The following is a 23,980-nucleotide window of genomic DNA, read 5'->3' as shown; positions in this document are numbered from 1 at the left end:
GCGGGCTGGTTCGCATGACGCCGCCGAAACGACCCCGTTGTCAACCCAGGGCGGAATCCAGATACGGGCTGGCGGCGTCGAAGAACATCTGGTTGGTGTCGAGTTCGTACGAGATCACGTTCAGGCTCGACAGCGCACGGTCCATTTCCATCCGGGTGGCCAGATTCGCCTCCCGCCCGGCTTCCGAGGTGATCCGCTGGATGGCAAGCTTCGCCGCCCGCGCCGTGCGCCCGTAATGGCCGCCATAGCGACCGCTGAACTGCGCCATGCGGCCCATCATTTCCTCGATCACCTGCCGGGCCTGGGGCGGCAGGACGTTGCGCGCCAGGACCGCGCGCAGGCGGATCACGTTCAGACCGATGGTCATCGCCGACAGGATGCCTTGCAGGTACGCGTCGACCACCGGTTCGGGCGTCTGTTCCGCATTGGTCAGCAGCCGCACGAAGCGGTCGACATTGCGTTCGATGACATACAGCGGCGACGGCAGAGTGCGTGAGCGCGCCAGCAGCCGCAACCCCTTCAGGATGCCGGTGCGCATCTGCCAGCGCATGCCTTTGGTATCGAACGGCAGCACCAGCCGGAACGTCCACATCGCATACCACAGCGCCAGGATCAGCGGCATGGCGGTGTTGAAGAACGCGATTTCATCCAGGCGGGCCTGGTTGGCCGGGCCGATCAGGATGGGCAGGAACAGATTGTACGACACCGCCGCCAGGATGATGGTCGGATAGGCGAAGGCCAGCCCCCCCGCCAGCATCGGCAGGCTGAGGCAAAGGGCCAGCATCTCGTAGCTCGAGGGGGTGGCCAGCACCCACAGCACCAGCACCCCCGATACGCCCACCGCCCACAAGGCCCCGGTCAGGAACGCCTGCGTCGCCAGCGCCGGCTTCTCCAGCGTGGCGAACAGGCTGCAGACGATCGAGACGAACATCAGGAACGTCAGCCCGTCGCGCCAGCCGGTGGCGATCCAGATCACCCCGGCGCCGAAGATCGTGACCGAGGCCCGCAGGCTGTTGGCCAGCGCCTGCTGCCAGTCGCGGAAGCTGCGGATGCGGTAATGGAAATGGTCGTGCGGCAGCGGATGCAGGCTGGCCTCGAACTGGATGATCGCCTGTTCCAGATCGTCCAGCATCGCGTCCAGCCCGTGCTGCAGCATCCTCTGCCGTTGCAGGACCGCCGCCGCGTCGGCGGATGCCGGCGGCCGGCTGTCGCTGCCCATCTCCTCGCCCAGCGAATCGGCGATGCTTTGCCGGCAAGCGGCCCGCAGCGCCCCCAGGCGGTCCAGGACCGGACGGACATCGCCGCTTTCCAGCCGGGCGGGCAGGTCCAGCAGGAACGTCCGCACCCCCTCGGCATTGGCGTGGAACCCGTCGGCGGGCACCCCGCCGGGCATATGCATCAGCGCCGCCAGGTCCAGCCCGCGCGACAGCAGCACCGCGATCCGCGCCAGGGCCGCCCGGGCATGATCGCCTTCATGGCCGTGATGGCGGCCCAGTTCGACCTCGGCGAATTCGATCTGGTCGCTGAGGGTGGTGATGGTGGCGAACACGCTCCGCGCCCGCGACAGCACCTGCCCGTCGCCGGCCAGCAGCGCGGCCAGCGACCGGGCCGCGCCGTCGATGGCGGTCAGGAAGTTGTGCGTCAGCCGGTCCCGCGCCCGTTCGCCCAGGCGGAACTGGAACAGCGCGGACACCGAGGATTCCAGCACGATGCCCAGCACGATGTAGGTGGCGCGGGCCATGGCGATCTGGAAGATGTGTTCGGGGTCGGCGATGCCGTCCAGCGCGATGATGGCGTAGGTGAAGCCGCTGGCCCGCATGCCGTGGATACGGTAGTTGGTCATCGTCGCCGGGCCGGGCAGCAGCGTGCCGACAAAGCAGAACAGGCCGATGCCCACCGCCAGCGCCACGATGAACAGCAGCGGCGACTGCGGCAGGGCGGCGACCAGCGCCACCGCGCAGATGGTGCCGACGACCATCCCGAACAGGTGCCAGCGCGCCTTGGCGACGCTCTTGCCCCGTGTGCCCTGGGCGACCATCCAGACCGTCAGGGCCGCCCATTGCGGGCTGCCCAGTTCCCACCACAGGGCGATGCCCAACGCGACCAGCGACGTGATCGTCGTTCGCAGCGCGTAGCCGAAAGTCAGCAGGTCGGGGGCGAACAGCCAGCGCAACTGGTCCTGCCGCCGGGGGGGGGCCGACCACAGGCGGGACCACAGGTCGCCGACGCGGGTCCGGGCCAGGGTCAGCGCAAGACTCCTCATCCCGGCATTCCTGCTCCCCGCTCCGGCGTGCGACGCCGCCCCTGCGACGGTTCCTCTGCCTGTCTAGATCACACGACCGTCGCCCGGCAGGCAACGTTCCGCATAACAGACTTCCCCAAACCGTATCTTTCCGGCCGGCGAAAGCGTGCGCGGATCAGTCGTCGTAGGACACCAGGGTTTCGACCGGGATGTCCAGGCGCTCGCGTCCGCCCAGCGCGCGGATCTCGATCAGGGTGGCGGCGCCGACGACGTTGGCCCCCACCTTGCGCAGCAGCGCGACCGACGCAGCCAGCGTACCGCCCGTCGCCAGCAGGTCGTCCATCACCACCACCCGCTGCCCCGGGCGGATCGCGTCGGCTTGGATATGCAGGGTGTCGGTGCCGTATTCCAGGTCGTATTCGTGCGACACCGTCGCCCCCGGCAGCTTGCCGGGCTTGCGCAGCATCACCAGCCCGCAGCCCAGGCGGCTGGCCAGCGGGGCGGCGGTCAGGAAGCCGCGCGATTCAATGGCGGCCAGCATGTCCGGCGCCCAGGGCGCGACCGCGCGCGTCATCCGGCCCATGGCCACCTGCCAGGCATCCGCATCCCGCATCAGGGTGGAGATGTCGTAGAACAGGATGCCGGGCTTCGGAAAATCCGGAATGCCGCGAATGTGCTGCTTCAGGTCCATCGTGGCGGTCGTCATGTCCGTGTCCAAATCCATCCCATGCGAAAAGCCGGCCCGAACCTGATGTCCGGACCGGAAAAATCCCGACCTGCTGTAGCCCGCCGCCGCCGTCGCCCGCAAGCCCGCAGGGCGCCGGGCCTGGGCGCATCAATGAAGGACGGGCACGTCGGGCAGCGTCGCCTCGGCATCGCGCGGGCGTCCGGGCCGCATCAGCACCATCAGCAGCATGATGACCGCCCCCAGCAGCATGACCCCCGCCATCGGCACCGGGTTGTTGGCCGGCAACATGCCGACCACGGCCCCGGCAACGGCGCCCAGCACATATTGCAAGGTACCGATGAAGGCCGCGGCGCTGCCCGCCAGGCGCGGATGGTCGGCCATGGCGCCCACCGTCGCGTTGGGGCCGATGATGCCGGTGGTGCCCAGCGCCACCATCATCGTCAGGATCAGCGGAATCAGCGCCAGGCCGTGCAGGACGGCGCCGCCCCGCATGGCGAAGGCCATGACGATCGACACCACCACCATCGCCACCGTGCCCAGCAAGGCCGTCCCCACCGACAGGCCCAGGATACGGGTCGCGTCGATACGCCCCACCAGCATGCCGTTCAACTGCGACGCGCCGATCATGCAGACGGCGAACACGCCGAACAGCATGCCGAACTGCGCCGGCGAGAAGCCGAACAGATGGATGAACACCGACGGCGCTTCCGACAGGTAGGTGAACGACATGAAGGCGGCGAAGCCCGCCACCAGGGCGTTGGTGATGAACCCCCGGTCGCGCACCAGCGTCAGGTAACGGCTGGCCAGCGCCACCGGCGACATCACGCTGCGGTCGTCCGGCGCCAGGGTTTCGGGCAGTACGCGCGCGACCAGGAAGATGCAGATCAGCCCGTAGACCGCCGACGCCCAGAAAATGGACCGCCATGTGGTGAACGACAGCACGAAGCCGCCCAGGGTGGGTGCCAGAATGGGCACCACGCCCATGACCAGCACCAGCCGCGACATCAGCCGCGCGGCCTCGTTCCCGTTGGACATGTCGCGCACGCAGGCGCTGGGGATGACCAGGCTGGCCGACGCGCCCAGCGACGCCAGCAGCCGGAAGCTGGAGAACGTCCAGATGTCCGGCGCCAGGGCGCAGCCGACCGAGGCCAGGGTATAGACCAGCGTGCCCACCAGCATGGGCATCCGCCGGCCGAACCGGTCGGACAGCGGGCCCATCGTGATCTGCCCCACCGCCAGGCCGACGAACCAGACGGCGAGCGTCATCTGCGCCGACCCCGCCTGGGCGTGCAGGGACGCCTCCAGCGCCGGGAAGGCGGGAAGATAGATATCCGTCGATACCGGACCGACAGCGGTCAGAAAGCCGAGCAGGATGGCGATCCAGCTCATGGGCGCGGCAGTCTGGGCGGCGGCAGGGGCATCGTCGGATCTCGCGGCTATCGCGGAAGACGCCATGGCGGCACTCCGTAAGAGATCGTCGGGCCCTACTATCCCAGCGGCCCTTCGCATTTCATCATCTAAATACAGTAAGGCAGCAATTCGCTGTACGCGGTGCATCTCCGCAACAGCCCGCCCACCTTGCCGTTGGTCGCACAGGGCCCGCCAAAACCGGCGGGAACGTGGCAATTTCAGGACATGTCCCGGGCGGCGCCCTGCGTCATGCCGCCCCGTCGCATCAGCCACAGGCCAAGTGCGGCGGAGGCCGCGAACAGCAGCGCCGCCAGAGCCACCTGCCATGCGTGGCCGATCCGCGCGCCGCTGCCCAGCAGGACGAAGACAATTGTCTGGGGCAGGCTTCCGGCAAGGGTGGCCAGAAAAAAGGACCGCGCCGGGGCGGCCGACACCCCGGCCAGCAGGTTCAGCATCAGCGCCGACCCCACCGGCAGCAGCCGCAAGGTCAGGATCGTGGCGAACGGACTGGCCGCGACCAGAGTGTCCAGGCGTGCCAGCCGCCCGCCCAGACGCCCGCTCAGCCACCGGCGCACCGCCGCCCGCCCGACGCACCGCGCCCACGAAAACCCCGCCACCGCCCCCGCCACCGTCGCCGCCGTGGCGAATCCGACCCCGGCGAACGGGCCGTACGCCACCCCGGCCGCGAAGCAGACGACCTGGCGCGGCAGGCCCAGCGCGCAGAACAGGGTGGCCACCAGAAGGAAGACCGCCCGCCCCCATGCCCCATCGCGCAGCAAGGCGGTATCGGCCATCAGCCCGTGCAGGCCGGGGGTGAAGCGCAGCAGGGTACCCACCGCCATGAACGCGGCCACCATCAGGGCCGGCCGCGCCAGCGCGCGCATCCGGCCGGAGGCATCCGGCGGGTTCGGGGGGCTGGCCCGCCCGACCGCGCCGGCCCGGGGATCGGAATACGGCATGGCTTGCGCCCTAGCATCGCCTTGCGGCCGGCGGCAAGGGCGGTCTAAATCGACCGCATGTCCGCAAGCATTTCCTACCGTCCGGCCGGCGGCCGCGACGACGCAACGCCCGTGACCCTGCGAAACCGTCGCCGGGTGTCGGTCTGGCTGTTCGCCGTGTGCTTCATGCTGATCGGCATGATCGCGCTGGGCGGCTATACCCGCCTGACCGGTTCGGGCCTGTCGATCATGGACTGGCGGCCGGTCACCGGCATCGTGCCGCCGCTGACGCATGCCGAATGGGAACGGCAGTTTGCGCTGTACCAGACCATTCCGCAGTACAAGATCCTGCATGACGGCTTCGGCCTGTCGGGGTTCCAGAAGATTTTCTGGGCCGAATGGACGCATCGCTTCTGGGGCCGGATGATCGGGCTGGTGCTGCTGGTGCCGCTGGTGTGGTTCGCGGTGACCGGCGCTCTGACGCGCGGGCTGGTCGCGCGGCTGCTGCTGTTCTTCGTGCTGGGCGGGCTGCAGGGGGCCATCGGCTGGTTCATGGTCGCCTCGGGCTTCAACCCCGACAGCACGGCGGTGGCGCCGGTTCGGCTGGTGCTGCATCTGTGCTGCGCCTTCGCGCTGTATATCGCGATCCTGTGGACCGCCCTGTCCGTGCGCACGCCCGTCGCCCCCTTCATCCCGGCCACGCCGCCGGTGGTGCGCACCCGGCGGCTGGTGCGGATCGCCACCGTGCTGATCGGGATCACCATCATCGCCGGCGGCTTCACGGCAGGGACGCACGCGGGCTTCACCTACAATACGTTCCCGCTGATGGACGGTCGCCTGATCCCGGCCGGCTATGCGCGGTTGACGCCCTTCTGGCTGAACTGGTTCCAGAATATTCCCGCCATCCAGTTCGACCACCGGCTGCTGGCGACCGCCACCGCGCTGGCGATCGGGGCCTGCGTGTTCATGGGCCTGCGCACGCCGCAGATCGGCAAGCCGGTGCAGGACGCGCTGATGCTACTGGGCTGGGCCGTGCTGATCCAGTACGCGCTGGGGGTCACCACCCTGCTGCTGGTCGTGCCCGCCTGGGCCGGGACCGTGCACCAGACCTGGGCCGCCGTCCTTCTGACCGTCGCCATCGTGACCCTGCACCGGCTGCGCGGCGTCGGCCGACCCTGACGCAGGGGCCGGCGCGGCGGGGGGCGATACCGCAGGGGCAGCAACCTCGGGCGAGGAAGGACGCAGCGGCGCAGGCGGCACCTGGGCCTGGGGCACCGGGGCAGGATCGACCACCGGGCCTTTCACGTCATAGGCATTGAACGGTGGCAGGGGCTGGGCGGCCGGCTGGTCGGCGCGCGGGTTGCGGTCCAGCACCACGCGGGTGTCCTGCGGATAGCGGTTCATCAGGCCCAGCAGGGTGCCATTGGTCCAGCCGAAGCCGACCTGCATCGGATATTCGCCGCCGCCCTTGCCGCCGGTCGGGCTGATCACCGGGTTCACCACGTCATATTTTTCCAGCAGCACGCCGGATTTTTCATAGGTGCCGATCACCCGGCCCATCCAGCGCGCGGCGATCTCCTGCGCCAGGTCGTCGATCCCGTACTGGTTCAGGCCCTTGATCGCCATCCATTGCGTCGGCGCCCAGCCATTGGGGGCATCCCATTGCTGGCCGCTGACCCGGTCGGTGGTCGCCAGCCCGCCGATTTTCAGCAGCCGGGCGCGCAGGGTCGCGGCCACGGCCTTCGCCTGGTCGGGGGTGGCCATCTGCAGGAACAGGGGCATGACCGTCGCCCCCGAAAGGACCGGCGACAGCGCGCCCTTCTTCCAGTCGTAATCGAAGAAGGCCCCCTGCTTGCCGTCCCACAGCAGGCGGCGGATGGCGTCGATCCGCGCCGTGGCCTCATGCGCATAGCGGGCGGACAGGGCCGTGTTCCCGCTCAGGGCATAGGCATGGGACAGGGTCTGTTCCAGATGCGCGATCAGGCAGTTCAGCTCGATCGGCAGCAGGTCGGTGGTGTGGATGGTCGACAAGGTGTGCCCGTCGGCCAGCCAGCGGGACGAAAAATCCCATCCCGTCTCGCCCCCGGCCCGCAGGTCGCGGTAGACTTCCGCCGCCGGGCGGTTTGTCGCGGCGGCGGTGGCGATGTCCTGGGGCGAGCTTTCGTCGCGCGGGGTCGACAAATCGTCCCAATGGCGGTTCATCACCGTCCCGTCGGGCAGGCGCACGACATGGCGGTAGGCCCCGCCGGGTGCGGTCTGCGCCGCGCCATCCATCCAGTAATCGTACTCGCGCTGCAGTTGCGGCAGGAAAGTGGTGTAGGCCACCTGCCCGTCATGCATCGCCAGCAGGTCGATCATCAGCGCGAAGAAGGGCGGTTCCGAACGGCTGAGGTAATAGGTGCGGTTGCCGTTGGGCATGTGTCCGTACCGGTCGATCAGCGAGGCGATGTCGCGCACCATGCTGCGCATCAGGTCGATCCGGCCATCCTCGTACAGGCCGATCATGGTGAAATAGCTGTCCCAATAGTACATCTCGCTGAACCGGCCGCCGGGCACGACATAGGTGTAGGGCAGCGGCAGCAGCGACGAATGGGCCACCAGCGTGTCGGGCGGGCGGCTGAGGACCTCCCACATGCCGGTGATGTAATCGCGCACGCCCTCGTTCGGCCGGCGGCGGTAGGACACGGTCCGGCGCGGCGCGACCGAGAAATGCTGGGCCACGAAATCCTTCAGCACGAATCCGGGGCGGGCCTTCTGCGCCGCGTAATCGGCCAGCAGCGCGTCCGGGGCCTCGTCGGGGATGGCGTCGGCGACGGTCTTGGCGTCGTCGAAGACATGGGCCGCGCCGATGGCGGCGAACAAACCGTCCAGCGCGATGGAGGGCGGGCGCAGATCCTGCTGGTCGGCCGAGGGCACCGCCACCGCCGGGCCGGCCGGAAGCCGTGCCAGATAGACCGCGGGCGGCGGAAGGGCCGCGCCGAAGGGCGCGACGGCGGCGACCGGGGGCGGAAAAGGGGCCGGCAGAAGCATGGCCTGCGCGGCGCTGTCCGGGGGGGCGCCCTGCATGACATCCTGGGCCACCGCCGCCGGCGCCATGACGGCCGGCAGGACGGCCAGAAGGCCGGCCAGAGAAGGTGCGATGCGGACGCGGGACCATGCGGAGGCGGGGGGACGGGTCTGATCGGGCACTGTCACTGGGCGCGGTTTCCTCGGTCGGTCAGGGACTTGGCGGGGTCAGGATGCCTTGCGGCGGCGGGATCGGAAAGAAAAACGGCCCGGATGGAGGGAAGTTCACCCCTTCGGCACCTGCCGGTGCTGGCCAATCGGACGGTTTCGCCCCATGTCGGAATACGATTATGACTTGCGATAACCGACCCCGCCGTCCGGAGACCGCCCGATGCCCTCGACCGCTCCTATCCTGAATCCCCCCATCCTGAACCCACTGACCGCCACCGACCGTCTGTTCTTCGACCGGGCGGGGGCCACGCTGGGACGCACCGAGGCCGAAAACCTGGTCCGCCGCACGCTGGAGGGCATGGATGACGGCGAACTGTTCCTGGAATATCGCGAGAGCGAGATGATCTCGCTGGACGACGGGGTGATCCGGTCGGCCACCTTCGATACCTCGTCGGGGTTCGGCCTGCGCGCCATCCTGGGCGAGGAAACCGGCTTCGCCCATGCCGACGAATTGAGCGAATCGGCTCTGATGCGCGCGGCGGAGACGGTGACGCAGGTCCGCGCCGGGCGCTCCGGCGTCATGGCCGCCGGCCCGCAGGCCACCAACCGGCACCTGTATGGCGACGCCAACCCGCTGGGCGAGACCGATTTCGCGTCGCGCGCCGCCCTGCTGTCGGCGCTGGACGGCTATGCCCGGGGGCGGGATTCCCGGGTGGTGCAGGTTTCGGCCTCGCTGGCCGCGGAATGGCAGGCGGTGCAGATCATCCGTGCCGACGGCCAGCGCGTCGCCGATCTGCGGCCGCTGGTGCGGCTGAACGTGTCCGTGGTGGTGGAGAAGGACGGCCGGCGCGAAAGCGGCGGTCATGGGCTGGGCGGGCGCTATTCCTACACCCGCCTGCTGGATGAGGCCGTGTGGAAGGGCGCGGTGGACGAGGCCCTGCGCATGGCGCTGGTCAATCTGGACGCCGTCCCCGCCCCGGCGGGCGAGATGGAGATCGTCCTGGGGTCGGGCTGGCCCGGCATCCTGCTGCACGAGGCCGTGGGCCATGGGCTCGAAGGCGATTTCAACCGCAAGGGCACGTCGGCCTTCGCCGGCCTGATGGGCAAGCGCGTCGCCGCCCCGGGGGTGACGGTCGTCGATGACGGCACCCTGCCCGACCGGCGCGGCAGCCTGACCGTCGATGACGAAGGCACGCCGTCGGGCCGGACGGTAATGATCGAGGACGGCATCCTGACCGGCTACATCCAGGACCGGATGAACGCGCGCCTGATGGGCGTGCGCCCCACCGGCAATGGCCGGCGGCAATCCTACGCCCACGCGCCGATGCCACGCATGACCAATACCATCATGCTGGGCGGCGACTCCACGACCGACGAGATGATCCGCTCGACGAAGCGCGGCCTGTACGCCGTCAATTTCGGCGGCGGCCAGGTGGACATCACCTCGGGCAAGTTCGTCTTCGCGGCGTCGGAAGCCTATCTGATCGAAGACGGCAAGGTCACGGCCCCGGTACGCGGCGCCACCCTGATCGGCAACGGGGCCGACGCGATGACCCGGGTGACGATGATCGGCGGCGACATGGCCCTGGACCCGGGCATCGGCACCTGCGGCAAGGCCGGCCAGGGCGTGCCGGTGGGCGTGGGCCAGCCCACGCTGAAGATGACCGGGCTGACGGTGGGCGGAACGGGGAAGTAAAGGCCGGGCTTCGCCCGAACCCGGCAAGGGCCTCGGCCCTTGCATCCCATTCGTCTTATAGAGTCACGGGTTTCCAAAGGGCTACGCCCTTTGGTGGGTCAAGGGCAAAGCCCTTGCCTGCCCCGCTCCATCTCCTGTCGCATCCGCGCGATGACGGCAGGCAGGCCGTCGAAGATCGCCTGGCCGATCAGGAAATGGCCGATATTCAGTTCCACGATCTGCGGCAGGGCGGCGATCGGGCCGACATTGTCGTAGGTCAGGCCATGGCCGGCATGGACCTCCAGCCCGGCCGCGTCGGCCGCGATGGCGGCGGCGCGCAGGCGGTCCAGTTCGCCGGCGCGGCCTTCGGCGTAGGCGCCGGTGTGCAGTTCCACCACCGCCGCGCCGATGGCGGCCGAGGCCGCGATCTGCGCCGGGTCGGGGTCGATGAACATCGACACGCGGATGCCCGCCTCGCCCAGCGCGCGGACGCGCGGTTCCAGGGCCGCGACCTGGCCGGCGACGTCCAGCCCGCCCTCGGTCGTGACCTCGGCCCGGCGTTCGGGGACGATGCAGCACGCATGCGGCCGCAGGGACAGGGCGATGCCCACCATCTCGTCCGTTGCGGCCATTTCCATGTTCAGCGGGGCAGAGACGTCGGCGCGCAGGCGAGCGAGGTCGGCATCGCGGATATGGCGCCGGTCCTCGCGCAGATGGGCGGTGATGCCGTCCGCGCCGCATGCTGCGGCCAGGCGGGCGGCCTCCACCGGGTCGGGGTGCGCGCCGCCGCGCGCGTTGCGCACCGTCGCCACGTGGTCGATGTTGACGCCCAACCGCAGCATTTTGGGCCGTAGCACCTTGGGCGGAGTGGAATCGGTCATGCGGCCCCCCTGTTGCGCGCCATGTCATCCGCCAGGCGCAGGGCGGCCAGCAGGCTGGACGGGTCGGCGACACCCTGTCCCGCGATGTCGAACGCCGTCCCGTGGTCGGGCGAGGTCCGGACGATGGGCAGGCCCAGCGTCACGTTCACCCCGCCCGCCATGTCGATGGTCTTCAGCGGGATCAGCGCCTGGTCGTGATACATGCACAGCGCCACATCATAGCGCGCCCGGGCTGGCGGCGTGAACATGGTGTCGGGCGGCCAGGGGCCGGTGACGTCGAACCCGTCGGCCTGCAGCGCCGCGATGGCCGGGCCGATGATCGTCTGTTCCTCGTCCCCCATTACCCCGCCCTCGCCGGCATGCGGGTTCAGGCCGGCGACCGCCAGGCGGGGGGACGCGATCGCGAAGTCACGCCGCAAGGCCGCCGCCGCCGTGCGGCCGCAGCGGATGATTTCCGCCGTGGTCAGGCTGTCCAGCGCGCGGCGCAGCGACACATGCACCGTCACCGGCACCACCCGCAGTTCGGGGCATGCCAGCATCATGACCTCCTGCCCCGCAACACCGCAGAGTTCGGCCAGATATTCCGTATGACCGGGGTGAGGGAAACCCGCCTGCTTCAGCACCAGCTTGCTGATCGGGTTGGTGACCATGGCCGCGATCTGGCCGGCCTGCGCCAGGCGCACCGCGCGTTCGATGCTGCCGGTGATGGCCGGCGCGTTGGCGGAATCGGGTTGGCCCGGCCGGGCGGGCCGTACCAGATCGACGGGCAGGACCGGCAGGGCGTCGGGGAAAACCAAGGCAGCTTCGGCCATGTCGGCTACCGCACGCACCGGGGCGTGGGCGGACAGCAGGGCGACGTCGCCCGGCACGACGAAGACCGGGCCGTCGCCCGCGCGCAGGGCGCGCCACGCGGCGGCGGTGATCTCCGGCCCGATCCCGGCCGGATCGCCCATCGTCAGCGCCAGCATCGTCCGCCTGCCGTCTGTCATGTTGCCACTATCCTATGAGGTGGGGTCTTTTGCGGGCTCCGCCCGAATCCGCAAGGGGCCGCAGGCCCCTTGACCCCGATCTGTTTCAACGACTGGTTTCCAAAGGCGACTGCCTTTGGCGGGGTGCGGGGCAGAGCCCCGCTTACACGTCGGCCAGCGCCCCCAGCACCCGCACCCACGAGCGGATGCCGCGATGGAACGAGGTCAGGTCGTATTTCTCGTTGGGGGAGTGGATGCGGTCGTCCTCCAGCGCGAAGCCGATCAGCAGCGCGTCCATGCCCAGGGCCTGCTTCACCTCGGACACCACCGGGATCGAGCCGCCGCTGCCGATCGTGACCGCCGGATGGCCCCACTCCGCGCCCAGCGCGGTCAGCGCCGCCCGCAGCGCCGGGCCGTCCGACGGCACGACGCTGGCAAACGACCCGCCATGGGCGGCGAATTCGACGGTGCAATCGGCCGGTAGCATCGCGCGCACATGGTCGCGGAAGGCCGCGCGGACGCGGGCCGGGTCCTGCCCCGCGACCAGCCGGAACGACACCTTGGCCGAGGCCTGGGCCGGCAGCACCGTCTTGAACCCGTCGCCGGTATAACCGCCGGTCATGCCGTTGATTTCAAAGGTCGGGCGGCACCAGGTCTGTTCGATCGCGGAATAGCCGCGTTCGCCCGCCGGCACCGACAGGCCCACGGGGCCAAGGAAGTCGGCGTCGGACGGCGCGATGGCCTGCCATTGGGCGCGGACCTCGGCCGAGGGGTCCTGCACCCCGTCGTAGAAGCCTGGCAGGACGACACGCCCGCTGCCGGCCTCGCGGACCGAGGCCAGGATGCCGCACAGCAGTTCGATCGGGTTTCGCGCGGCGTTGCCGTAGATACCCGAATGCAGATCGCGGTTGGCGCAATGGATGGTCACGTCCTCGCCCACCATGCCGCGCAGGGCGGTGGTGATGGCCGGCACCCCGCCGTCCAGCATCGAGGTGTCGCAGATCAGCGCCACGTCGGCGCGCAGTTCGTCGCGATTGGCTTCGAGGAACGGCAGCAGGTTGGCGCCGCCGCTTTCCTCCTCGCCTTCGATGACGACCGAGACGCGCAGCGGCAAGGTGCCGTGTTCGGCCCTCAGGGCGCGCAGGGCCTCGACAAAGGTCATGACCTGCCCCTTGTCGTCGGACGCGCCGCGCGCGACGATCCGCGCCGTGCCGTCGGCATTGCGGACCAGTTTCGGGTCGAACGGCGCGGAATCCCACAAGTCCAGCGGATCGACCGGCTGCACGTCGTAATGGCCGTAGAACAGCACATGCGGCCCCTCGGCCGTGCCATGGTCATGGGCGACGACCATCGGGTGGCCGGGCGTATCGCGCACCGAGGCGTCGAGGCCGATCGCGGTCAGTTCCGCGCACAGCCATTCCGCCGCCCGGCGGCAGTCGCCGGCATGGGCCGGCTGGGCCGAAATGCTGGGAATCCGCAGGAAATCGAACAGCCGGTCCAGGCTGGATTCCAGCGTACGGTCCACCCGGCCCAGCACGGCGTTCAGGTCGCGTCCGCTCGTCATACCCATAATCCCATCCTCGATCCGGCGTCGCGGCGCGTCGGCGCGGCACGACAATCGAGGGGAATGTGCGAACACGGCGCGGGAAATGCAATCCGTGGCCGTCAGTGGGCCGTCAGGTGGGCCGGCGGGCGCGATACAGGGCGGGGAAATCCACCGGGTGCATCAGCACCGGCGCGAACCCGGCCTCGCGCGTCAGGTCGGCCAGCACGTTGCGCGCCGCCGGGAAGATCATGGCCGGCACGTCGATCAGCAGCAGGGGTTCCAGCGCGGCGGGGGGCGCGTCGTGCAGGGACACCAGGGCGGCATAGGCGATATCGGCCTCGAACACCGCACGCGCCGGCCCCTGGCCGGCGGGGGCGTTTCCCCGGCAGCGCAGGATCAGCGCGACCTCGAACAGGCTGGACGCTCCCTCGACCTGCCGCGCATCGACATCCAGGTCCAGATGCAGGGCGGGCATCCCCTTGGGGGCGGCATGCACTCCCGGCGCGGCGGGAACCGCAAAGGCGACCGATTTGACGTACTGGCTGACGATCAGCGCGCGGGGCGTCGGCGGGGGGGACGAGGTCCCGCCGGGAAGGGTGTCGACGGCATGTCCTTCGGTCATGGGGTGCTGCATGCTCCTGCGCGTGAAGCGCGAGCCTGCCCGACGATCGTGAACCGAAGGTTTATGCGTTGCCCGAACCCGCCGGGGCCTGAGGCCCGGACCCCCGATTACGGAATCCACCCCCGGGCACGCACCAGCGCGACGGCGGCCAGGGTGACCATGCAGGTGATTTCGCCGTCGCGGATCATGCGCTCCAGCTCGGCCAGGGGGACGGTGTGGCTGGTCATGTCCCCTTCCGTGGCCTCGCGCCGGGGCGGACCCTGCGTCAGGCCGGTCGCCAGGTAGACATGGCCCCGCTGGGTGGAATAGCCCGCCCCCTGGTACAGCGTGCCGGCATGGCGCAGGGCAAAGGCGCGCAGGCCGGTTTCCTCTTCCAGTTCGCCGTGGGCCACGATTTCGGGGTCGGTGTCGGGGCGGTGTTCCCACATGCCCATCGGCAGTTCCCACAGCCGCGCGCGCACCGGATAGCGATATTGCCGGACCAGGGTCACGGTAGGCCCCTCCGGCCCGTTTCCCAACGGCAGGACGACGACGAATTCGCCGCGTTCGACCACGCCGTACAGACCCTCGCCGCCATCGGGACGACGGATGATGTCCTCGCGCAGGCGGGTCCACGGGTTTTCATAAACGATGCGCGACGACAGCGTGACGAACCCACCCGTATCCGGCCTTCCCATGTCGTCGCTCATACGTCCTCCTCTGCCCCGGGACCGATCCCGGACCGTCAGACGATCATGCCGCACCCCGGGGTGGCGGCGTCAACGCCGCGTCCCGTTCTCGCGCGGTCGTGACGGGCTGGAGGTGGACATGGGCGACGATTCCGCGGGACAGGGTGCCGGGTAGGGCGTCCCGCCACCTTGGCGGCAACCCGGCGGGGGTCGTATGGTGTCCGCAAAAGAGACAGGAGCCTCCCCTTCGCCATGACATCGCTGCGGACGTCTTCGGGTAATCCCACGCTGCGTATCCTGGCGGTCGTGCTGTTCAACCTGATCTGCTACGTCGATATCGGCCTGCCGATGGCGGTCATTCCCGTGTTCGTCCATCAGACGCTGGGCTACAATACCGTCGTCGCCGGCCTGGCCGTGTCGCTGCAATATCTGGCGACGTTCGCCTCGCGCGCGACGGCGGGCCGGTTCGTCGACGGCCGGGGGGCCAAGCCCGCGGTCGTGATCGGCCTTGCCACCTGCACGGCGGCGGGCGTGGCGCTGATGCTGTCGGGGGCGTTTCCTCACCGCCCGGGCCTGTCGGTCCTGCTGCTGATCACCAGCCGCATCCTGATGGGTGTGGGCGAAAGCTGGACGGCGACGGGCGCCATCCTGTGGAACATCGGCCGCGTGGGGGCCGAACGCACGGCGCAGGTCATCTCGTGGAACGGCATCACCTCATATGGCGGAATCGCCCTGGGCGCCCCGGTGGGCGAGATGCTGTCCCACCTGCCCGCCCCGTTCGGCGGCCTGCTGGGGGTGGGCCTGCTGTCGGCGGTGCTGGCCTTCGGCGGCCTGCTGGCAGCCTCGCGCTACGCCCCGGTGCCGCCGATGCCCAAGGGTGAGGTGCTGCCGTTCAGCCAGGTCTTCTGGCGGGTGTTCCCGCACGGCGTCGTGCTGGCGTGCGGGTCGGTCGGCTTCGGTGCGATTTCGGCGTGCCTGTCGCTGTATTTCTCGGCCCGGCACTGGCAGGGGGCGGCGCTGGCCCTGACGGTGTTCGGCGTGGTGTTCGTGCTGGTGCGGCTGCTGTTTTCGCGCCAGATCGGGCGGCAGGGCGGGCTGAAGGTGGCAGTCGTGTCGCTGCTGGTCGAATCGGCGGGCCTGCTGATCCTGTGGCGCAGCACCGGCGTGCTGTCGGCCGACCTGGGGGCGGCGCTGACGGGGGCGGGATTTTCGCTGGTGTTTCCGGCGCTGGGGGTCGAGGCCGTGTCCCGCGTCGGGCCGCAGAACCGGGGGGCCGCGCTGGGGGCGTTCAGCGTGTTCCTGGATATCGGCATCGGCCTGTCGGGACCCATGCTGGGCCTGATGATCCAGAGCCTGGGCTACGGCCCGATGTTTCTGGCGTCGGCCCTGTTTACCGGGGCGGGGGTCGGTGCCACTGTGCTGCTGCGAGGGCGGACCCGCCCCGGCGTCGCCTGAGAGGCTGGTTACGTTCGCCCTGTGGCGAGCCGGCCCCCGGGGATGTCACGCGGACGCGGCCAGGCCGCCTGTCCACCCGCGCCAGCCGTCCGAATTGTAAACAGGAGGATGAGGATTCATGTCCGTTGCCGCCGTTGCCGTATTCTGTGGATCCCGTTTCGGAACCCGTCCCGCCTTCCTGGCCGCGGCGCGCGAAATGGGGGCCGGCCTGGGCGAGGCCGGGATGCGCCTGGTCTATGGCGGGGGCGATGTCGGGCTGATGGGCGCGGTGGCGGACGCCACGCTGCTGGCCGGCGGCCAGGTTTCGGGCGTGATCCCGACCTTCCTGCAATCGCGCGAAGTGATGCATGCGGGGGTGGACGACCTGACGGTCACCGATTCGATGCACAGCCGCAAGCAATTGATGTTCGCGCGGGCCGACGCCTTCGTCGTGCTGCCCGGCGGCCTGGGCACCTTCGACGAGACGATGGAAATCGTGACCTGGCGGCAGTTGAAGCTGCATGACAAGCCGATCTTCATCGTCAACGTCGCGGGCTGGGCCGATGCGATGCTGGCGATGCTGAACGCCGCCGTTCACGACGGTTTCGCCGAGACGTCGGCGCTGGACCTGTTCGAGGTCGTGCCCGATGTCGCCACGGTGATGGCGCGCCTGACCGCGACGGCCCACCTGCCGACGACCGAGGATGTCAGCCGCCTGTGACGCGGGATGCCGGCCCCTGACGGTGCCCGCGACCTGACGGCCGGCGAAAAGATGGCGAGGGGGCACTTGCGGAGACCCGGGATGGGTTGTATAGCCCCCGTCAAGTTCGGAGTGTAGCTCAGCCTGGTAGAGCACTGTGTTCGGGACGCAGGGGCCGGAGGTTCGAATCCTCTCACTCCGACCAGCTTTTTCAAGACGTTATACACAAAAGCCGCACTGGTTCAGTTATACGACTGAACACAGGAGCGGCTTTCTGTCTGTTTATCCCGCCAGATAATCCCGGTTCGCCCCCACCAGCGCGTCCCAATCCTCGCCGTCCGGTGCCAGGCCGCCGGCCGGCATCAACTGCCGCCAGGCCAGGCCGTGCACCTCCATCAGCCGCGACCGCAGCCAGCGCCAGGTGCAGCGCTGCGTCGTGCCCCAGGTCAGCAGCGTGACCAGCGCATCCTCCGCCACGCCGTCATAGGCCCAGGCCAGCAGGCAATGCCCGCCCCACGATCCTGGCGTCTGGTCGCCCGGCGTGGCCGTGTCCCACACACCACCCTCGGCTTGGTCGGCCAGCGCGAGATGCACGCCCAGATAGGCCGCGCCCAGCCCGGCCATAATGTTGCGCAGCCCGTTCAGGTCCGCCGGATCGGCGCTGCCCCACAGGGGGAACAGCGTCTGGCCGGCCAGCGCGTATCCGTCGCGCGCAGCATGGGTCAGCACGTCCACCTCGACGCCGCCCTGGTCGGTCGCCGGATCGGCAGGCATGTAGCCAGTCGACCGCTCGTAGAACAGCACAGCGTCAGCGTCCCGCACGGCCACCTGATAGCCGGCCAGCGCGGCCGTCGCGCGGATGTGGTTGCCCAGGCCGGCCGAGGTACAGTCCCCCAGCACGTCATTGCCCAGCATCAGCGGCGCCGGGTCGATATGGTCGCGGATCAGGCGCGGGGGCGCGCGGCGCGCCATCATGCGCAGGCTGGTCATGGTGGGTTGGCCGGGGCGTGTTTCGGCCGGCCGGCAGCCGAGCTTGCGGCCCATCACTCCAGCCCCGCGTCGCGAAGCTGCTGCGACCGCCGGACGCGGAGGATCTTGAGCGAGATCAGCGCCAGGACCTGCCCGCCGAGCGCGCCGAGCAGCCCAATGGCGACATCATGAATCATGGAGAAGGCTCCGATTTGCTGGGGTCGGGCTGAACGCACCCGCGCACAAGACCGGCGCAGGCCCCGTTGCGGCCCAGCAGCGTGGCGCTGGGCCCGGAATAGACGACAGAGGAGATGCGCCCGTCGCGGATCGTCGCGGTCGCCCGGCAGGTGCCATGGCCGCCTAGGCTCAATTCGAGCGACAGCGGACCCTTGATGTCGAACGGCCCCTGAACCTGCTGGTCCTGCCGCCAGGTCAGGGTTTCGATGTCGCCGCGCTGCTCCGCCCGGTCCGGCACCCCCATGCAGGAGAGGGCGGCCGGGCGCGGCTGGCCGACAAGGGCGCTCCGGGCGCGCTCCGGTAGCGTCGTGCAGCCGGAGAGAGCCAGTAGCGCGGCCAACGCGGCGCGCGTCACCGGCTGACGCCGAGAACCCGCAGCGCCTGCGCCTCGGTCATCTCTGGCGCGGCGACGGCGCGGGCGGCCGACACGCCAACCAGGCCCTCGAACAGACTGATGACGGTCCGCAGCGCACTCACTGCCGTGTTGGCGTCGGCGGCGATCGACGCCGGCAATGCCGGCCCCATGCCCTTCAGGGCTACGCCGATCGCCGTGCCGACAGCGGCCAGCGCATGCAGCACGCTGTCCACACGGGTTTTCCAGGTCGCATCATTGTAGTCGATCGTAAGCGCCGAGCCTGCCGCCGATGACAGTGCCGTCAGTGCGCCGGAGAGGGCGGTTTCGGCCGCCGCGATCAGCGGGACATACGGCGCAGCCGCCGGGACGGTGGACAGGAATCCCGTCACGGTCGCGGCCGCGTTCAGCCCGGCTTGGCCATAGGCGTCGATCTTGGCGACGTTCAGCGTGATGGTGGTCACATTGCCGTTCGTGGAGACGGCGCAGGCAGCCAGGGCAGAAGCGCCGGCGAGCGCGATCGCGCCGCGCAGCAGGGAACGGCGGGAAAGATGGGCCATCTTAATTTTTCCTGTTGATTTTTGGGGTCAGATCAATGGTCTGGAGTCAGACCGTCGGCGCAGACTCGGCCGGCACCGCGGGAACGGGCGGTGCGATCGCGGCCTTGAGGTCGGACAGGCCCGAGAAGACCTTGGCCAGCGCCGCATCGACGCCGTCGATGTCCAGCGCCGGGTCCAGCCGCGGGACCAGAGTCGATGCCAGCAGCGACGCGGCCGTGCCGGCGATGGCGATGTCGGCCTTGACGGCGGCGCTTTCGCTCTTTCCGGCGGCGTCGGAGATCAGGGCTTCGAGGGCGGTGACGGATTTCAGATCGGCCATAGGGGCCTCCATACGAAAAGACCGCCTCGCGGGCGGTCGGGGGGGTAGGATTGGGGTGCCCCGCAGTCAGGCGGGCGGGGCGGTGTCGCTCTCGGCCGGCGAGTTGGCATCGCGCAGCCGGTTGGCTGCCCAGCCGACATTGAGGGCGACGACATTGATCGCGCGGTAGATCGGTCCCCAGCGCGATCCGGGTGCGGGCGCAGGTACGCCCGCCGAGATCGCCGCGCAGGTGACGACGAGCCATGCGGCGTAGAGGCTGTATTGCGCCGGCAGGCACAGCAGCAGCGCGCTGAGCGCACCGGCGATGCCGGACACGCGGGTTGCGGTGTTCATTGCTCGTTCCCTTGCAGGCCACAGCGATAGAAGACGTGACGCCCGATAGTGCAGCGGGGCCTCCGGCCATCTGCCCAGATCGGAAGCGGCTCTATGCCGTCGGCGAAATAGTGATCGGAGCCACATGTGAGGTCCTCCAGATCGCCGGCGGACAGACATTCGGCCAAAGCCAGCGCCTGGCGGAACTGCGGGTCGGAATCCGTCACGGCCAGCAGCTTCGTCCGGTTCGGATCGGTCCGCAGCCAGCATGAAAACTGCCAGGGCTTGAGGCAGCAGGATCCGATCGAAGCGCCCCACCAGCCGGGTTGCGCCGCGCGATTGCCGATCACATTCAGAACGGCCTGCATCCCACGCGCACCTTCGCCCCGTGCCTCACCCCAGGCAGTACGGGCTGCGATGTCGATGTCGCTCACGGCGAGTTGCCTCCTGTGAGCGACACCACGACGTGTACGACGCCCGATCCGAGGATCGACGTCACCAGCGTGATCAGGCCTGTGACGACTGCCCGGGCGCCGAATAGCCGCGCGAGCTTGTCATTCACGTCGCCGATCTGACGCGACACGGCATCCAGCCGCGACGTCACGAACGTGGTCAGTTCGGTGATCTTGCGGTCGACCATGGACTTGAGGTCCTCATGCTTTCCGTCCAGCGCAGACAGGCTGGTTTCCAGCACCAGCACTCGGTCTTCGAGCAGGCGGACGCGCTCCGCATCTCCCTTCGGAGCCAGGTCTTGAGGCATTCGATTTTCCAATAAAAAAGCCGCCCTACTGGGCGGCTGCGATCGTCTCGATCGGGAGGACGCTGACATGACGCCAGCGGCCGTCAATTTGTCGGTGTCGTTCCCGTGGCCTGATCCAACCAGTGACCGGCACTGTCCGCATAGATCCAGCGGCCGGTGCCGGCGCCTGCCGCCTGTCCGGGCGCCCGGCAATCGTGGCACCAGAGCATCGAGCTTTCCGGCACGCCAATAAGGGCGGATATCACGGCCCACGTCAGGGATGTGTTCCCCGCGATGCTCGCTGTGTTGCCAATAACGATCTGACCGCCATTCACGGCAATGCCGTTGGACGCGGTATAGCCAGCGGCGGTCGAGTATCCGTTGGTGTCGATGGCGGACGTGGTAGTGCCGGCCGCGTTATGCGTCGCCAGAGACGTTGCCCAAAGATTGGCCTGCTTGTCCAAAGAGTAGATATACGCCGCATTCTCATTGAGTCCGAGCTGAAAATACCCCGGGTCGGTAGCAGAGGCACGGAACATTGCCAGATCATTGGTTGACCCGCGGATCACGATGCCTGATCCGTACGGCGCGCTGCCGCCTGAATAGGTGCCGTGGTTGATCTCGATAGCCGCCGAATTCGGGTTCGGGTAGTTCCCTCCGCCCGTGATGTAGAGCGTGCGGCTGAAGCCGCCGTCGGCAACCTGCCCGTTCCAGTTCTGGTTCAACTCCAGGATATTTCCGGAATTGGTGTCGACGTTTTGCACCATGTTGACGATTTCGGAACCATAGGCGGTTCCAGTCGCGCCACCGGTCCCCGTATCCCCACCGAAATACAGGCACGCAATTCCTCGAATCGTCGTGTTTGCGTCGGACGCGTTTGGCCGCTGCGGCAGGCACTCAACCGAATGCCCGACATAGGTTACGCCGGCGCCGCGCGATGGTACGGCCGCCGGGTCCAGCACCTCGCGAATGTTCGTCACTACGTTCCACGGGTTCGTGATTTCGCTGTTGAACGTGCCGTGCCCGTTCTCCGGCGTGCCTCCCATTGTCCCCGCAACGACGTTCCCATTGAGGTAGTAGATGCCCGGCAATTCGTTTTTCAGGCTGCCCACGCCGGGATACAGGTAATCGTTGGATGCCCCGGACAGGGCGTTCGCGGTATATCCTGATGCGCTGTACGGGAAATTGAGGACACGGAATCCCGTTGTCGCCGGGGCAGTCTCATAGGCGGATAGAAAACCATTTCCGCTGTCGGCCGTTCCTGCAACCGCCCCGAAATCCAGCACATTCGGCAGGTCCACGAAATGCTGGGCGATCGTGCGCGCGGCTGCGTCATTCGCAAATCCGGGGATCGACTGCGCGCCGTCCAGCCTGCCCCCCGATACCACAGGCGTCGACAGCAGCTGGTTTGTGGACGATCCGTCCATATTGGCGACGGTGCTCGACTGCAATGTGCCCTCGGCGGCCGAGGCCCGCGCGACCTCTGCCACCAGACCCGAATAGTCCGCTTTTCCGGACTGGATGGTCGATAGAATGGCAGCTGACAGAAGCTGACCAGGCAACAACGGCACGATCTGGGACTGGGCGCGCACGAGAGACGGGACAAGGCAGAGCACCGCTGCCAGGACACCGCATTGGATTCGGTTCATCGAGTGCCTCAATCGGTATAAGCCGCCGGTGCGGCCGGCAGCGGGGCGCTGGTGGTGTCGGTGCCGGCGACGATCACCTGGAGCGCAGTGACGTAGGCGCGCATGGCCGGCCCGAATGTCTGACCCATGACGGCGGCAAGGGCGGCCTGCTGGTTGACGATGGACATCGCTGCTTGTGCCTGCTGGGCCAGGGTCACCGTGACCGTCTGCACATATGTCGCGGTGGACGCAACGGTCGACAGGTCGACGACATTGCCGTTCCCGTCGATGGCTTCTGGGGCGCCCGACGCATTGGCCTGAATCCGCGCGCCTTTGGCCTGCGCCTCGAAAAGCGAGGCGTATGTGTCATCGTCGACGAATGTGTAGCCAGAGGACACCGCGTCTGCGGTCGTGGCCGGACGGAATCCGCCCGAGGATGAGTATTGCCAAGACATGTTATGCGATCCCCACTACCCATGCATTGCCCGTCATGGTGGCGGCATTCTGATTGCAGGCGAGGCGAAAATCTCCGCCGGATTCGCTGGGAGCGCCCATAACCCAGCAACGCTCACCCATCCCGATGCCGCCAATATCGAACACAGTCGTTCCGGGCACGCCCAGAAAGGTCGAAAACGCTCGCGGCCACGTCACGGAAATATTGTTGGTCTCGTATGATCCGTTGGCGCTCCCACCCGGGCCCGTGGTGGCCTGGAATGTGACCCATTGGAACAGCAAAGAAATGCCGCTGCCGACCGGGGCTTCGATGCAGCCGTTTCCAGATGCAATCCCGGAGGCTGCAATGGCCACCAAGTCCGCGTAGTATGCGAGGGTCCCTTTGTCGGTAGCGTCGACCTGAAGGCGCGCACGACCTGAACCGGCAGAATCGAAGCCCAAAAAGACCTTGTTCGTGCCTTGGTTTGCGCCGCCTCCCTGCTGGACTGGAGTGAAGCCCAGAATGTCCTGCTTGCTCGTTTGCAGGTTGCTCTCGATTGTCGTGGCGCGCAGGGTTTCGTTCGCAACGAACTTCTGGATTGCCGCCGACAGCTGCCCCCAATTGGTGCGGTCGAGAGCCATGCCGGCGTCAAGGATCGCCTGCACGATCTCCGCCATCATCATATTGTAATGGCAGGCCAGATCGCCCGTTGCCGGGATATTCAGCGCGGGGTCCCCGTCGGTGGCCCAGCCGGGCGTACCCGTTGCGGGCATCGTATCTCGACTGGCTTGCGGCACCGTATTGGGCGCGATCAACAGTTCCATTGGACCCTCAAGTCAGCGTGTTGAAATCGAGTTCGAAATTGCCGAGAACGGCAGGATTGCCCTGGCCGCCGTAGTCCCACATGAGGATGGTCCGCGCGGGCGCGCGGGTACGGATCTCGCACTGCAGGACGGTATTTCCCCAGGTCGCATAGGGTTCGCCGAAGACGTCGCCGAACTGGCGCTGCCGGATCGTGAATTGCGGGGCGCTGATTTTCCAGGCGAAGGCCCAGTCGTCCCCGCCGAACGTGCCGCCAAAGGTCTTTCCAAAACGCGATGGCGCGAATTGCGTAATGGTGATGTCATAACCAAGCGATTTCGCCAGGGCGGTGTAATAGGCGACCGATGATCCACCAGTATCGGTCAGGCGCGCGACGACCTGTGCCTGACGCTGTTCGATGGTTGGACTGTCGCCCGCGCAGGGATCGGGCAGACCCAGGGTTGATTCCCATTCCGGCAGCAGTTCCACCGCCGTCGCCGGGAAGGCGTCGACCAGAAGGTTGCCGGCCCGCGCCCCATTCCGCTGAAACGTGGGTGCCCACACAGATGCGAGCCTGAAGGCCATGCTGCCCGGCTCGCGGGACCAGATCGGGCCACTGGGCAACAGGCGCAGGATCGCGGACCGGAAATCCGCCATCGAAAAGACAGGTGCAGCCATGGC

General features: G+C 68.4%; 25 protein-coding genes, 1 tRNA gene and 1 pseudogene. 5 read left to right on the top strand and 22 right to left on the bottom strand.

Features of this window, described 5'->3' with window-relative positions; genetic code table 11:
- Positions 1-40: 40 nt before the first annotated feature.
- From HLH34_RS04595 to HLH34_RS04580, 4 genes are all read right to left on the bottom strand, one after another.
- Positions 41-2,263, bottom strand: a complete 2,223-nt coding sequence (locus HLH34_RS04595; RefSeq protein ID WP_183118431.1) for an FUSC family protein — start codon at positions 2,261-2,263, stop codon at positions 41-43.
- Positions 2,264-2,417: 154 nt separating this feature from the next.
- A complete protein-coding gene (locus tag HLH34_RS04590) occupies positions 2,418-2,948 on the bottom strand; it encodes an adenine phosphoribosyltransferase (protein ID WP_183118430.1) in 531 nt (176 codons plus the stop codon).
- A gap of 129 nt (positions 2,949-3,077) precedes the next feature.
- Positions 3,078-4,385: a multidrug effflux MFS transporter gene (locus HLH34_RS04585; RefSeq protein ID WP_183118429.1), complete on the bottom strand. Its 1,308-nt coding sequence runs from the start codon at positions 4,383-4,385 to the stop codon at positions 3,078-3,080.
- 173 nt (positions 4,386-4,558) lie between these two features.
- Positions 4,559-5,299: a TVP38/TMEM64 family protein gene (locus HLH34_RS04580; protein ID WP_244959644.1), complete on the bottom strand. Its 741-nt coding sequence runs from the start codon at positions 5,297-5,299 to the stop codon at positions 4,559-4,561.
- A gap of 57 nt (positions 5,300-5,356) precedes the next feature.
- Between HLH34_RS04580 and HLH34_RS19340 the strand changes: the two genes are divergently transcribed.
- Positions 5,357-6,457: a COX15/CtaA family protein gene (locus HLH34_RS19340; protein WP_306417756.1), complete on the top strand. Its 1,101-nt coding sequence runs from the start codon at positions 5,357-5,359 to the stop codon at positions 6,455-6,457.
- Here the strand turns inward: HLH34_RS19340 and treF are convergent.
- Positions 6,398-8,374: pseudogene (treF, locus tag HLH34_RS04575) on the bottom strand (alpha,alpha-trehalase TreF); the annotation flags it as partial. The gene HLH34_RS19340 and the pseudogene treF overlap by 60 nt on opposite strands.
- A gap of 301 nt (positions 8,375-8,675) precedes the next feature.
- On the opposite strand from treF, the gene tldD reads away from it, so the two are divergent.
- On the top strand, positions 8,676-10,151 hold the full coding sequence (gene tldD / locus HLH34_RS04570) for a metalloprotease TldD (protein ID WP_183118428.1): 1,476 nt from the start codon (positions 8,676-8,678) through the stop codon (positions 10,149-10,151).
- A gap of 98 nt (positions 10,152-10,249) precedes the next feature.
- Here tldD and HLH34_RS04565 read toward each other — a convergent pair whose 3' ends face one another.
- The 5 genes from HLH34_RS04565 to HLH34_RS04545 form a co-directional block, all read right to left on the bottom strand.
- Positions 10,250-11,011, bottom strand: a complete 762-nt coding sequence (locus tag HLH34_RS04565; RefSeq protein WP_183118427.1) for a pyridoxine 5'-phosphate synthase — start codon at positions 11,009-11,011, stop codon at positions 10,250-10,252.
- Positions 11,008-11,979, bottom strand: a complete 972-nt coding sequence (gene pdxA / locus HLH34_RS04560; RefSeq protein WP_183118649.1) for a 4-hydroxythreonine-4-phosphate dehydrogenase PdxA — start codon at positions 11,977-11,979, stop codon at positions 11,008-11,010. The genes HLH34_RS04565 and pdxA overlap by 4 nt, the downstream gene beginning before the upstream one ends.
- Before the next feature lie 163 nt (positions 11,980-12,142).
- A complete protein-coding gene (locus HLH34_RS04555; RefSeq protein WP_183118426.1) occupies positions 12,143-13,549 on the bottom strand; it encodes a dipeptidase in 1,407 nt (468 codons plus the stop codon).
- A gap of 106 nt (positions 13,550-13,655) precedes the next feature.
- A complete protein-coding gene (locus HLH34_RS04550; RefSeq protein ID WP_183118425.1) occupies positions 13,656-14,147 on the bottom strand; it encodes a protein-export chaperone SecB in 492 nt (163 codons plus the stop codon).
- A 107-nt stretch (positions 14,148-14,254) separates the two neighbouring features.
- Positions 14,255-14,836 carry an NUDIX domain-containing protein gene (locus HLH34_RS04545; protein ID WP_183118424.1) on the bottom strand — a complete coding sequence of 194 codons (582 nt, stop codon included), beginning with the start codon at positions 14,834-14,836 and terminating at the stop codon, positions 14,255-14,257.
- 231 nt (positions 14,837-15,067) lie between these two features.
- Here HLH34_RS04545 and HLH34_RS04540 point away from each other — a divergent pair, with 231 nt between their 5' ends.
- From HLH34_RS04540 to HLH34_RS04530, 3 genes are all read left to right on the top strand, one after another.
- Positions 15,068-16,270 (top strand): MFS transporter, encoded by a 1,203-nt coding sequence (locus tag HLH34_RS04540; protein WP_183118423.1) that lies wholly within the window; start codon positions 15,068-15,070, stop codon positions 16,268-16,270.
- A gap of 118 nt (positions 16,271-16,388) precedes the next feature.
- A complete protein-coding gene (locus HLH34_RS04535; RefSeq protein ID WP_183118422.1) occupies positions 16,389-16,970 on the top strand; it encodes an LOG family protein in 582 nt (193 codons plus the stop codon).
- 107 nt (positions 16,971-17,077) lie between these two features.
- Positions 17,078-17,154, top strand: a tRNA-Pro gene (locus HLH34_RS04530).
- A gap of 77 nt (positions 17,155-17,231) precedes the next feature.
- Here HLH34_RS04530 and HLH34_RS04525 read toward each other — a convergent pair.
- The 12 genes from HLH34_RS04525 to HLH34_RS04475 all read right to left on the bottom strand — a co-directional run bounded on the left by HLH34_RS04525 (position 17,232) and on the right by HLH34_RS04475 (position 23,977).
- Positions 17,232-17,993, bottom strand: coding sequence for a hypothetical protein (locus tag HLH34_RS04525; RefSeq protein ID WP_220792036.1), 762 nt, complete (start codon positions 17,991-17,993; stop codon positions 17,232-17,234).
- On the bottom strand, positions 17,993-18,115 hold the full coding sequence (locus tag HLH34_RS19590) for a hypothetical protein (RefSeq protein WP_264784395.1): 123 nt from the start codon (positions 18,113-18,115) through the stop codon (positions 17,993-17,995). The genes HLH34_RS04525 and HLH34_RS19590 overlap by 1 nt, the downstream gene beginning before the upstream one ends.
- Positions 18,112-18,495, bottom strand: coding sequence for a hypothetical protein (locus HLH34_RS04520; RefSeq protein WP_183118420.1), 384 nt, complete (start codon positions 18,493-18,495; stop codon positions 18,112-18,114). Before HLH34_RS04520 ends, HLH34_RS19590 begins: the two co-directional genes overlap by 4 nt.
- Positions 18,496-18,506: 11 nt before the next feature.
- Positions 18,507-19,067, bottom strand: a complete 561-nt coding sequence (locus HLH34_RS04515) for a hypothetical protein (protein ID WP_183118419.1) — start codon at positions 19,065-19,067, stop codon at positions 18,507-18,509.
- Positions 19,068-19,113: 46 nt separating this feature from the next.
- Entirely contained in the window at positions 19,114-19,386 is a 273-nt protein-coding gene (locus HLH34_RS04510) for a hypothetical protein (RefSeq protein ID WP_183118418.1), read from the bottom strand.
- Between the two features lie 66 nt (positions 19,387-19,452).
- Complete coding sequence (locus HLH34_RS04505; RefSeq protein WP_183118417.1) at positions 19,453-19,719, bottom strand: hypothetical protein; 267 nt, start codon at positions 19,717-19,719, stop codon at positions 19,453-19,455.
- Positions 19,716-20,132, bottom strand: a complete 417-nt coding sequence (locus tag HLH34_RS04500) for a cell wall hydrolase (protein WP_264784394.1) — start codon at positions 20,130-20,132, stop codon at positions 19,716-19,718. The genes HLH34_RS04505 and HLH34_RS04500 overlap by 4 nt, the downstream gene beginning before the upstream one ends.
- A complete protein-coding gene (locus HLH34_RS04495; RefSeq protein WP_183118416.1) occupies positions 20,129-20,458 on the bottom strand; it encodes a hypothetical protein in 330 nt (109 codons plus the stop codon). Before HLH34_RS04495 ends, HLH34_RS04500 begins: the two co-directional genes overlap by 4 nt.
- Before the next feature lie 83 nt (positions 20,459-20,541).
- The gene (locus HLH34_RS04490; RefSeq protein WP_183118415.1) at positions 20,542-22,086 is read right to left on the bottom strand and encodes a hypothetical protein; all 1,545 of its coding nucleotides are present in this window, start codon (positions 22,084-22,086) and stop codon (positions 20,542-20,544) included.
- Positions 22,087-22,094: 8 nt separating this feature from the next.
- Positions 22,095-22,520: a hypothetical protein gene (locus tag HLH34_RS04485; protein ID WP_183118414.1), complete on the bottom strand. Its 426-nt coding sequence runs from the start codon at positions 22,518-22,520 to the stop codon at positions 22,095-22,097.
- 1 nt (position 22,521) lies between these two features.
- The gene (locus tag HLH34_RS19335) at positions 22,522-23,322 is read right to left on the bottom strand and encodes a hypothetical protein (protein WP_244959640.1); all 801 of its coding nucleotides are present in this window, start codon (positions 23,320-23,322) and stop codon (positions 22,522-22,524) included.
- Between the two features lie 7 nt (positions 23,323-23,329).
- A complete protein-coding gene (locus tag HLH34_RS04475) occupies positions 23,330-23,977 on the bottom strand; it encodes a YmfQ family protein (RefSeq protein ID WP_183118413.1) in 648 nt (215 codons plus the stop codon).
- Between the last annotated feature and the right edge of the window lie 3 nt (positions 23,978-23,980).

The organism is Gluconacetobacter azotocaptans, assembly GCF_014174355.1.
GTDB lineage: Bacteria > Pseudomonadota > Alphaproteobacteria > Acetobacterales > Acetobacteraceae > Gluconacetobacter > Gluconacetobacter azotocaptans.
Note: the sequence above shows the minus strand (reverse complement) of the source record. Positions and strands in the feature narration are given on the sequence as shown.

Coding starts and splice junctions, on each gene's coding strand:
- HLH34_RS04595 (WP_183118431.1), bottom strand. CDS start 2,263: ATGAGGAGTCTTGCGCTGACCCTGGCCCGGACCCGCGTCGGCGACCTG.
- HLH34_RS04590 (WP_183118430.1), bottom strand. CDS start 2,948: ATGACGACCGCCACGATGGACCTGAAGCAGCACATTCGCGGCATTCCG.
- HLH34_RS04585 (WP_183118429.1), bottom strand. CDS start 4,385: ATGGCGTCTTCCGCGATAGCCGCGAGATCCGACGATGCCCCTGCCGCC.
- HLH34_RS04580 (WP_244959644.1), bottom strand. CDS start 5,299: ATGCCGTATTCCGATCCCCGGGCCGGCGCGGTCGGGCGGGCCAGCCCC.
- HLH34_RS19340 (WP_306417756.1), top strand. CDS start 5,357: ATGTCCGCAAGCATTTCCTACCGTCCGGCCGGCGGCCGCGACGACGCA.
- tldD (WP_183118428.1), top strand. CDS start 8,676: ATGCCCTCGACCGCTCCTATCCTGAATCCCCCCATCCTGAACCCACTG.
- HLH34_RS04565 (WP_183118427.1), bottom strand. CDS start 11,011: ATGACCGATTCCACTCCGCCCAAGGTGCTACGGCCCAAAATGCTGCGG.
- pdxA (WP_183118649.1), bottom strand. CDS start 11,979: ATGCTGGCGCTGACGATGGGCGATCCGGCCGGGATCGGGCCGGAGATC.
- HLH34_RS04555 (WP_183118426.1), bottom strand. CDS start 13,549: ATGGGTATGACGAGCGGACGCGACCTGAACGCCGTGCTGGGCCGGGTG.
- HLH34_RS04550 (WP_183118425.1), bottom strand. CDS start 14,147: ATGACCGAAGGACATGCCGTCGACACCCTTCCCGGCGGGACCTCGTCC.
- HLH34_RS04545 (WP_183118424.1), bottom strand. CDS start 14,836: ATGAGCGACGACATGGGAAGGCCGGATACGGGTGGGTTCGTCACGCTG.
- HLH34_RS04540 (WP_183118423.1), top strand. CDS start 15,068: ATGACATCGCTGCGGACGTCTTCGGGTAATCCCACGCTGCGTATCCTG.
- HLH34_RS04535 (WP_183118422.1), top strand. CDS start 16,389: ATGTCCGTTGCCGCCGTTGCCGTATTCTGTGGATCCCGTTTCGGAACC.
- HLH34_RS04525 (WP_220792036.1), bottom strand. CDS start 17,993: ATGGGCCGCAAGCTCGGCTGCCGGCCGGCCGAAACACGCCCCGGCCAA.
- HLH34_RS19590 (WP_264784395.1), bottom strand. CDS start 18,115: ATGATTCATGATGTCGCCATTGGGCTGCTCGGCGCGCTCGGCGGGCAG.
- HLH34_RS04515 (WP_183118419.1), bottom strand. CDS start 19,067: ATGGCCCATCTTTCCCGCCGTTCCCTGCTGCGCGGCGCGATCGCGCTC.
- HLH34_RS04510 (WP_183118418.1), bottom strand. CDS start 19,386: ATGGCCGATCTGAAATCCGTCACCGCCCTCGAAGCCCTGATCTCCGAC.
- HLH34_RS04505 (WP_183118417.1), bottom strand. CDS start 19,719: ATGAACACCGCAACCCGCGTGTCCGGCATCGCCGGTGCGCTCAGCGCG.
- HLH34_RS04495 (WP_183118416.1), bottom strand. CDS start 20,458: ATGCCTCAAGACCTGGCTCCGAAGGGAGATGCGGAGCGCGTCCGCCTG.
- HLH34_RS04490 (WP_183118415.1), bottom strand. CDS start 22,086: ATGAACCGAATCCAATGCGGTGTCCTGGCAGCGGTGCTCTGCCTTGTC.
- HLH34_RS04485 (WP_183118414.1), bottom strand. CDS start 22,520: ATGTCTTGGCAATACTCATCCTCGGGCGGATTCCGTCCGGCCACGACC.
- HLH34_RS19335 (WP_244959640.1), bottom strand. CDS start 23,322: ATGGAACTGTTGATCGCGCCCAATACGGTGCCGCAAGCCAGTCGAGAT.
- HLH34_RS04475 (WP_183118413.1), bottom strand. CDS start 23,977: ATGGCTGCACCTGTCTTTTCGATGGCGGATTTCCGGTCCGCGATCCTG.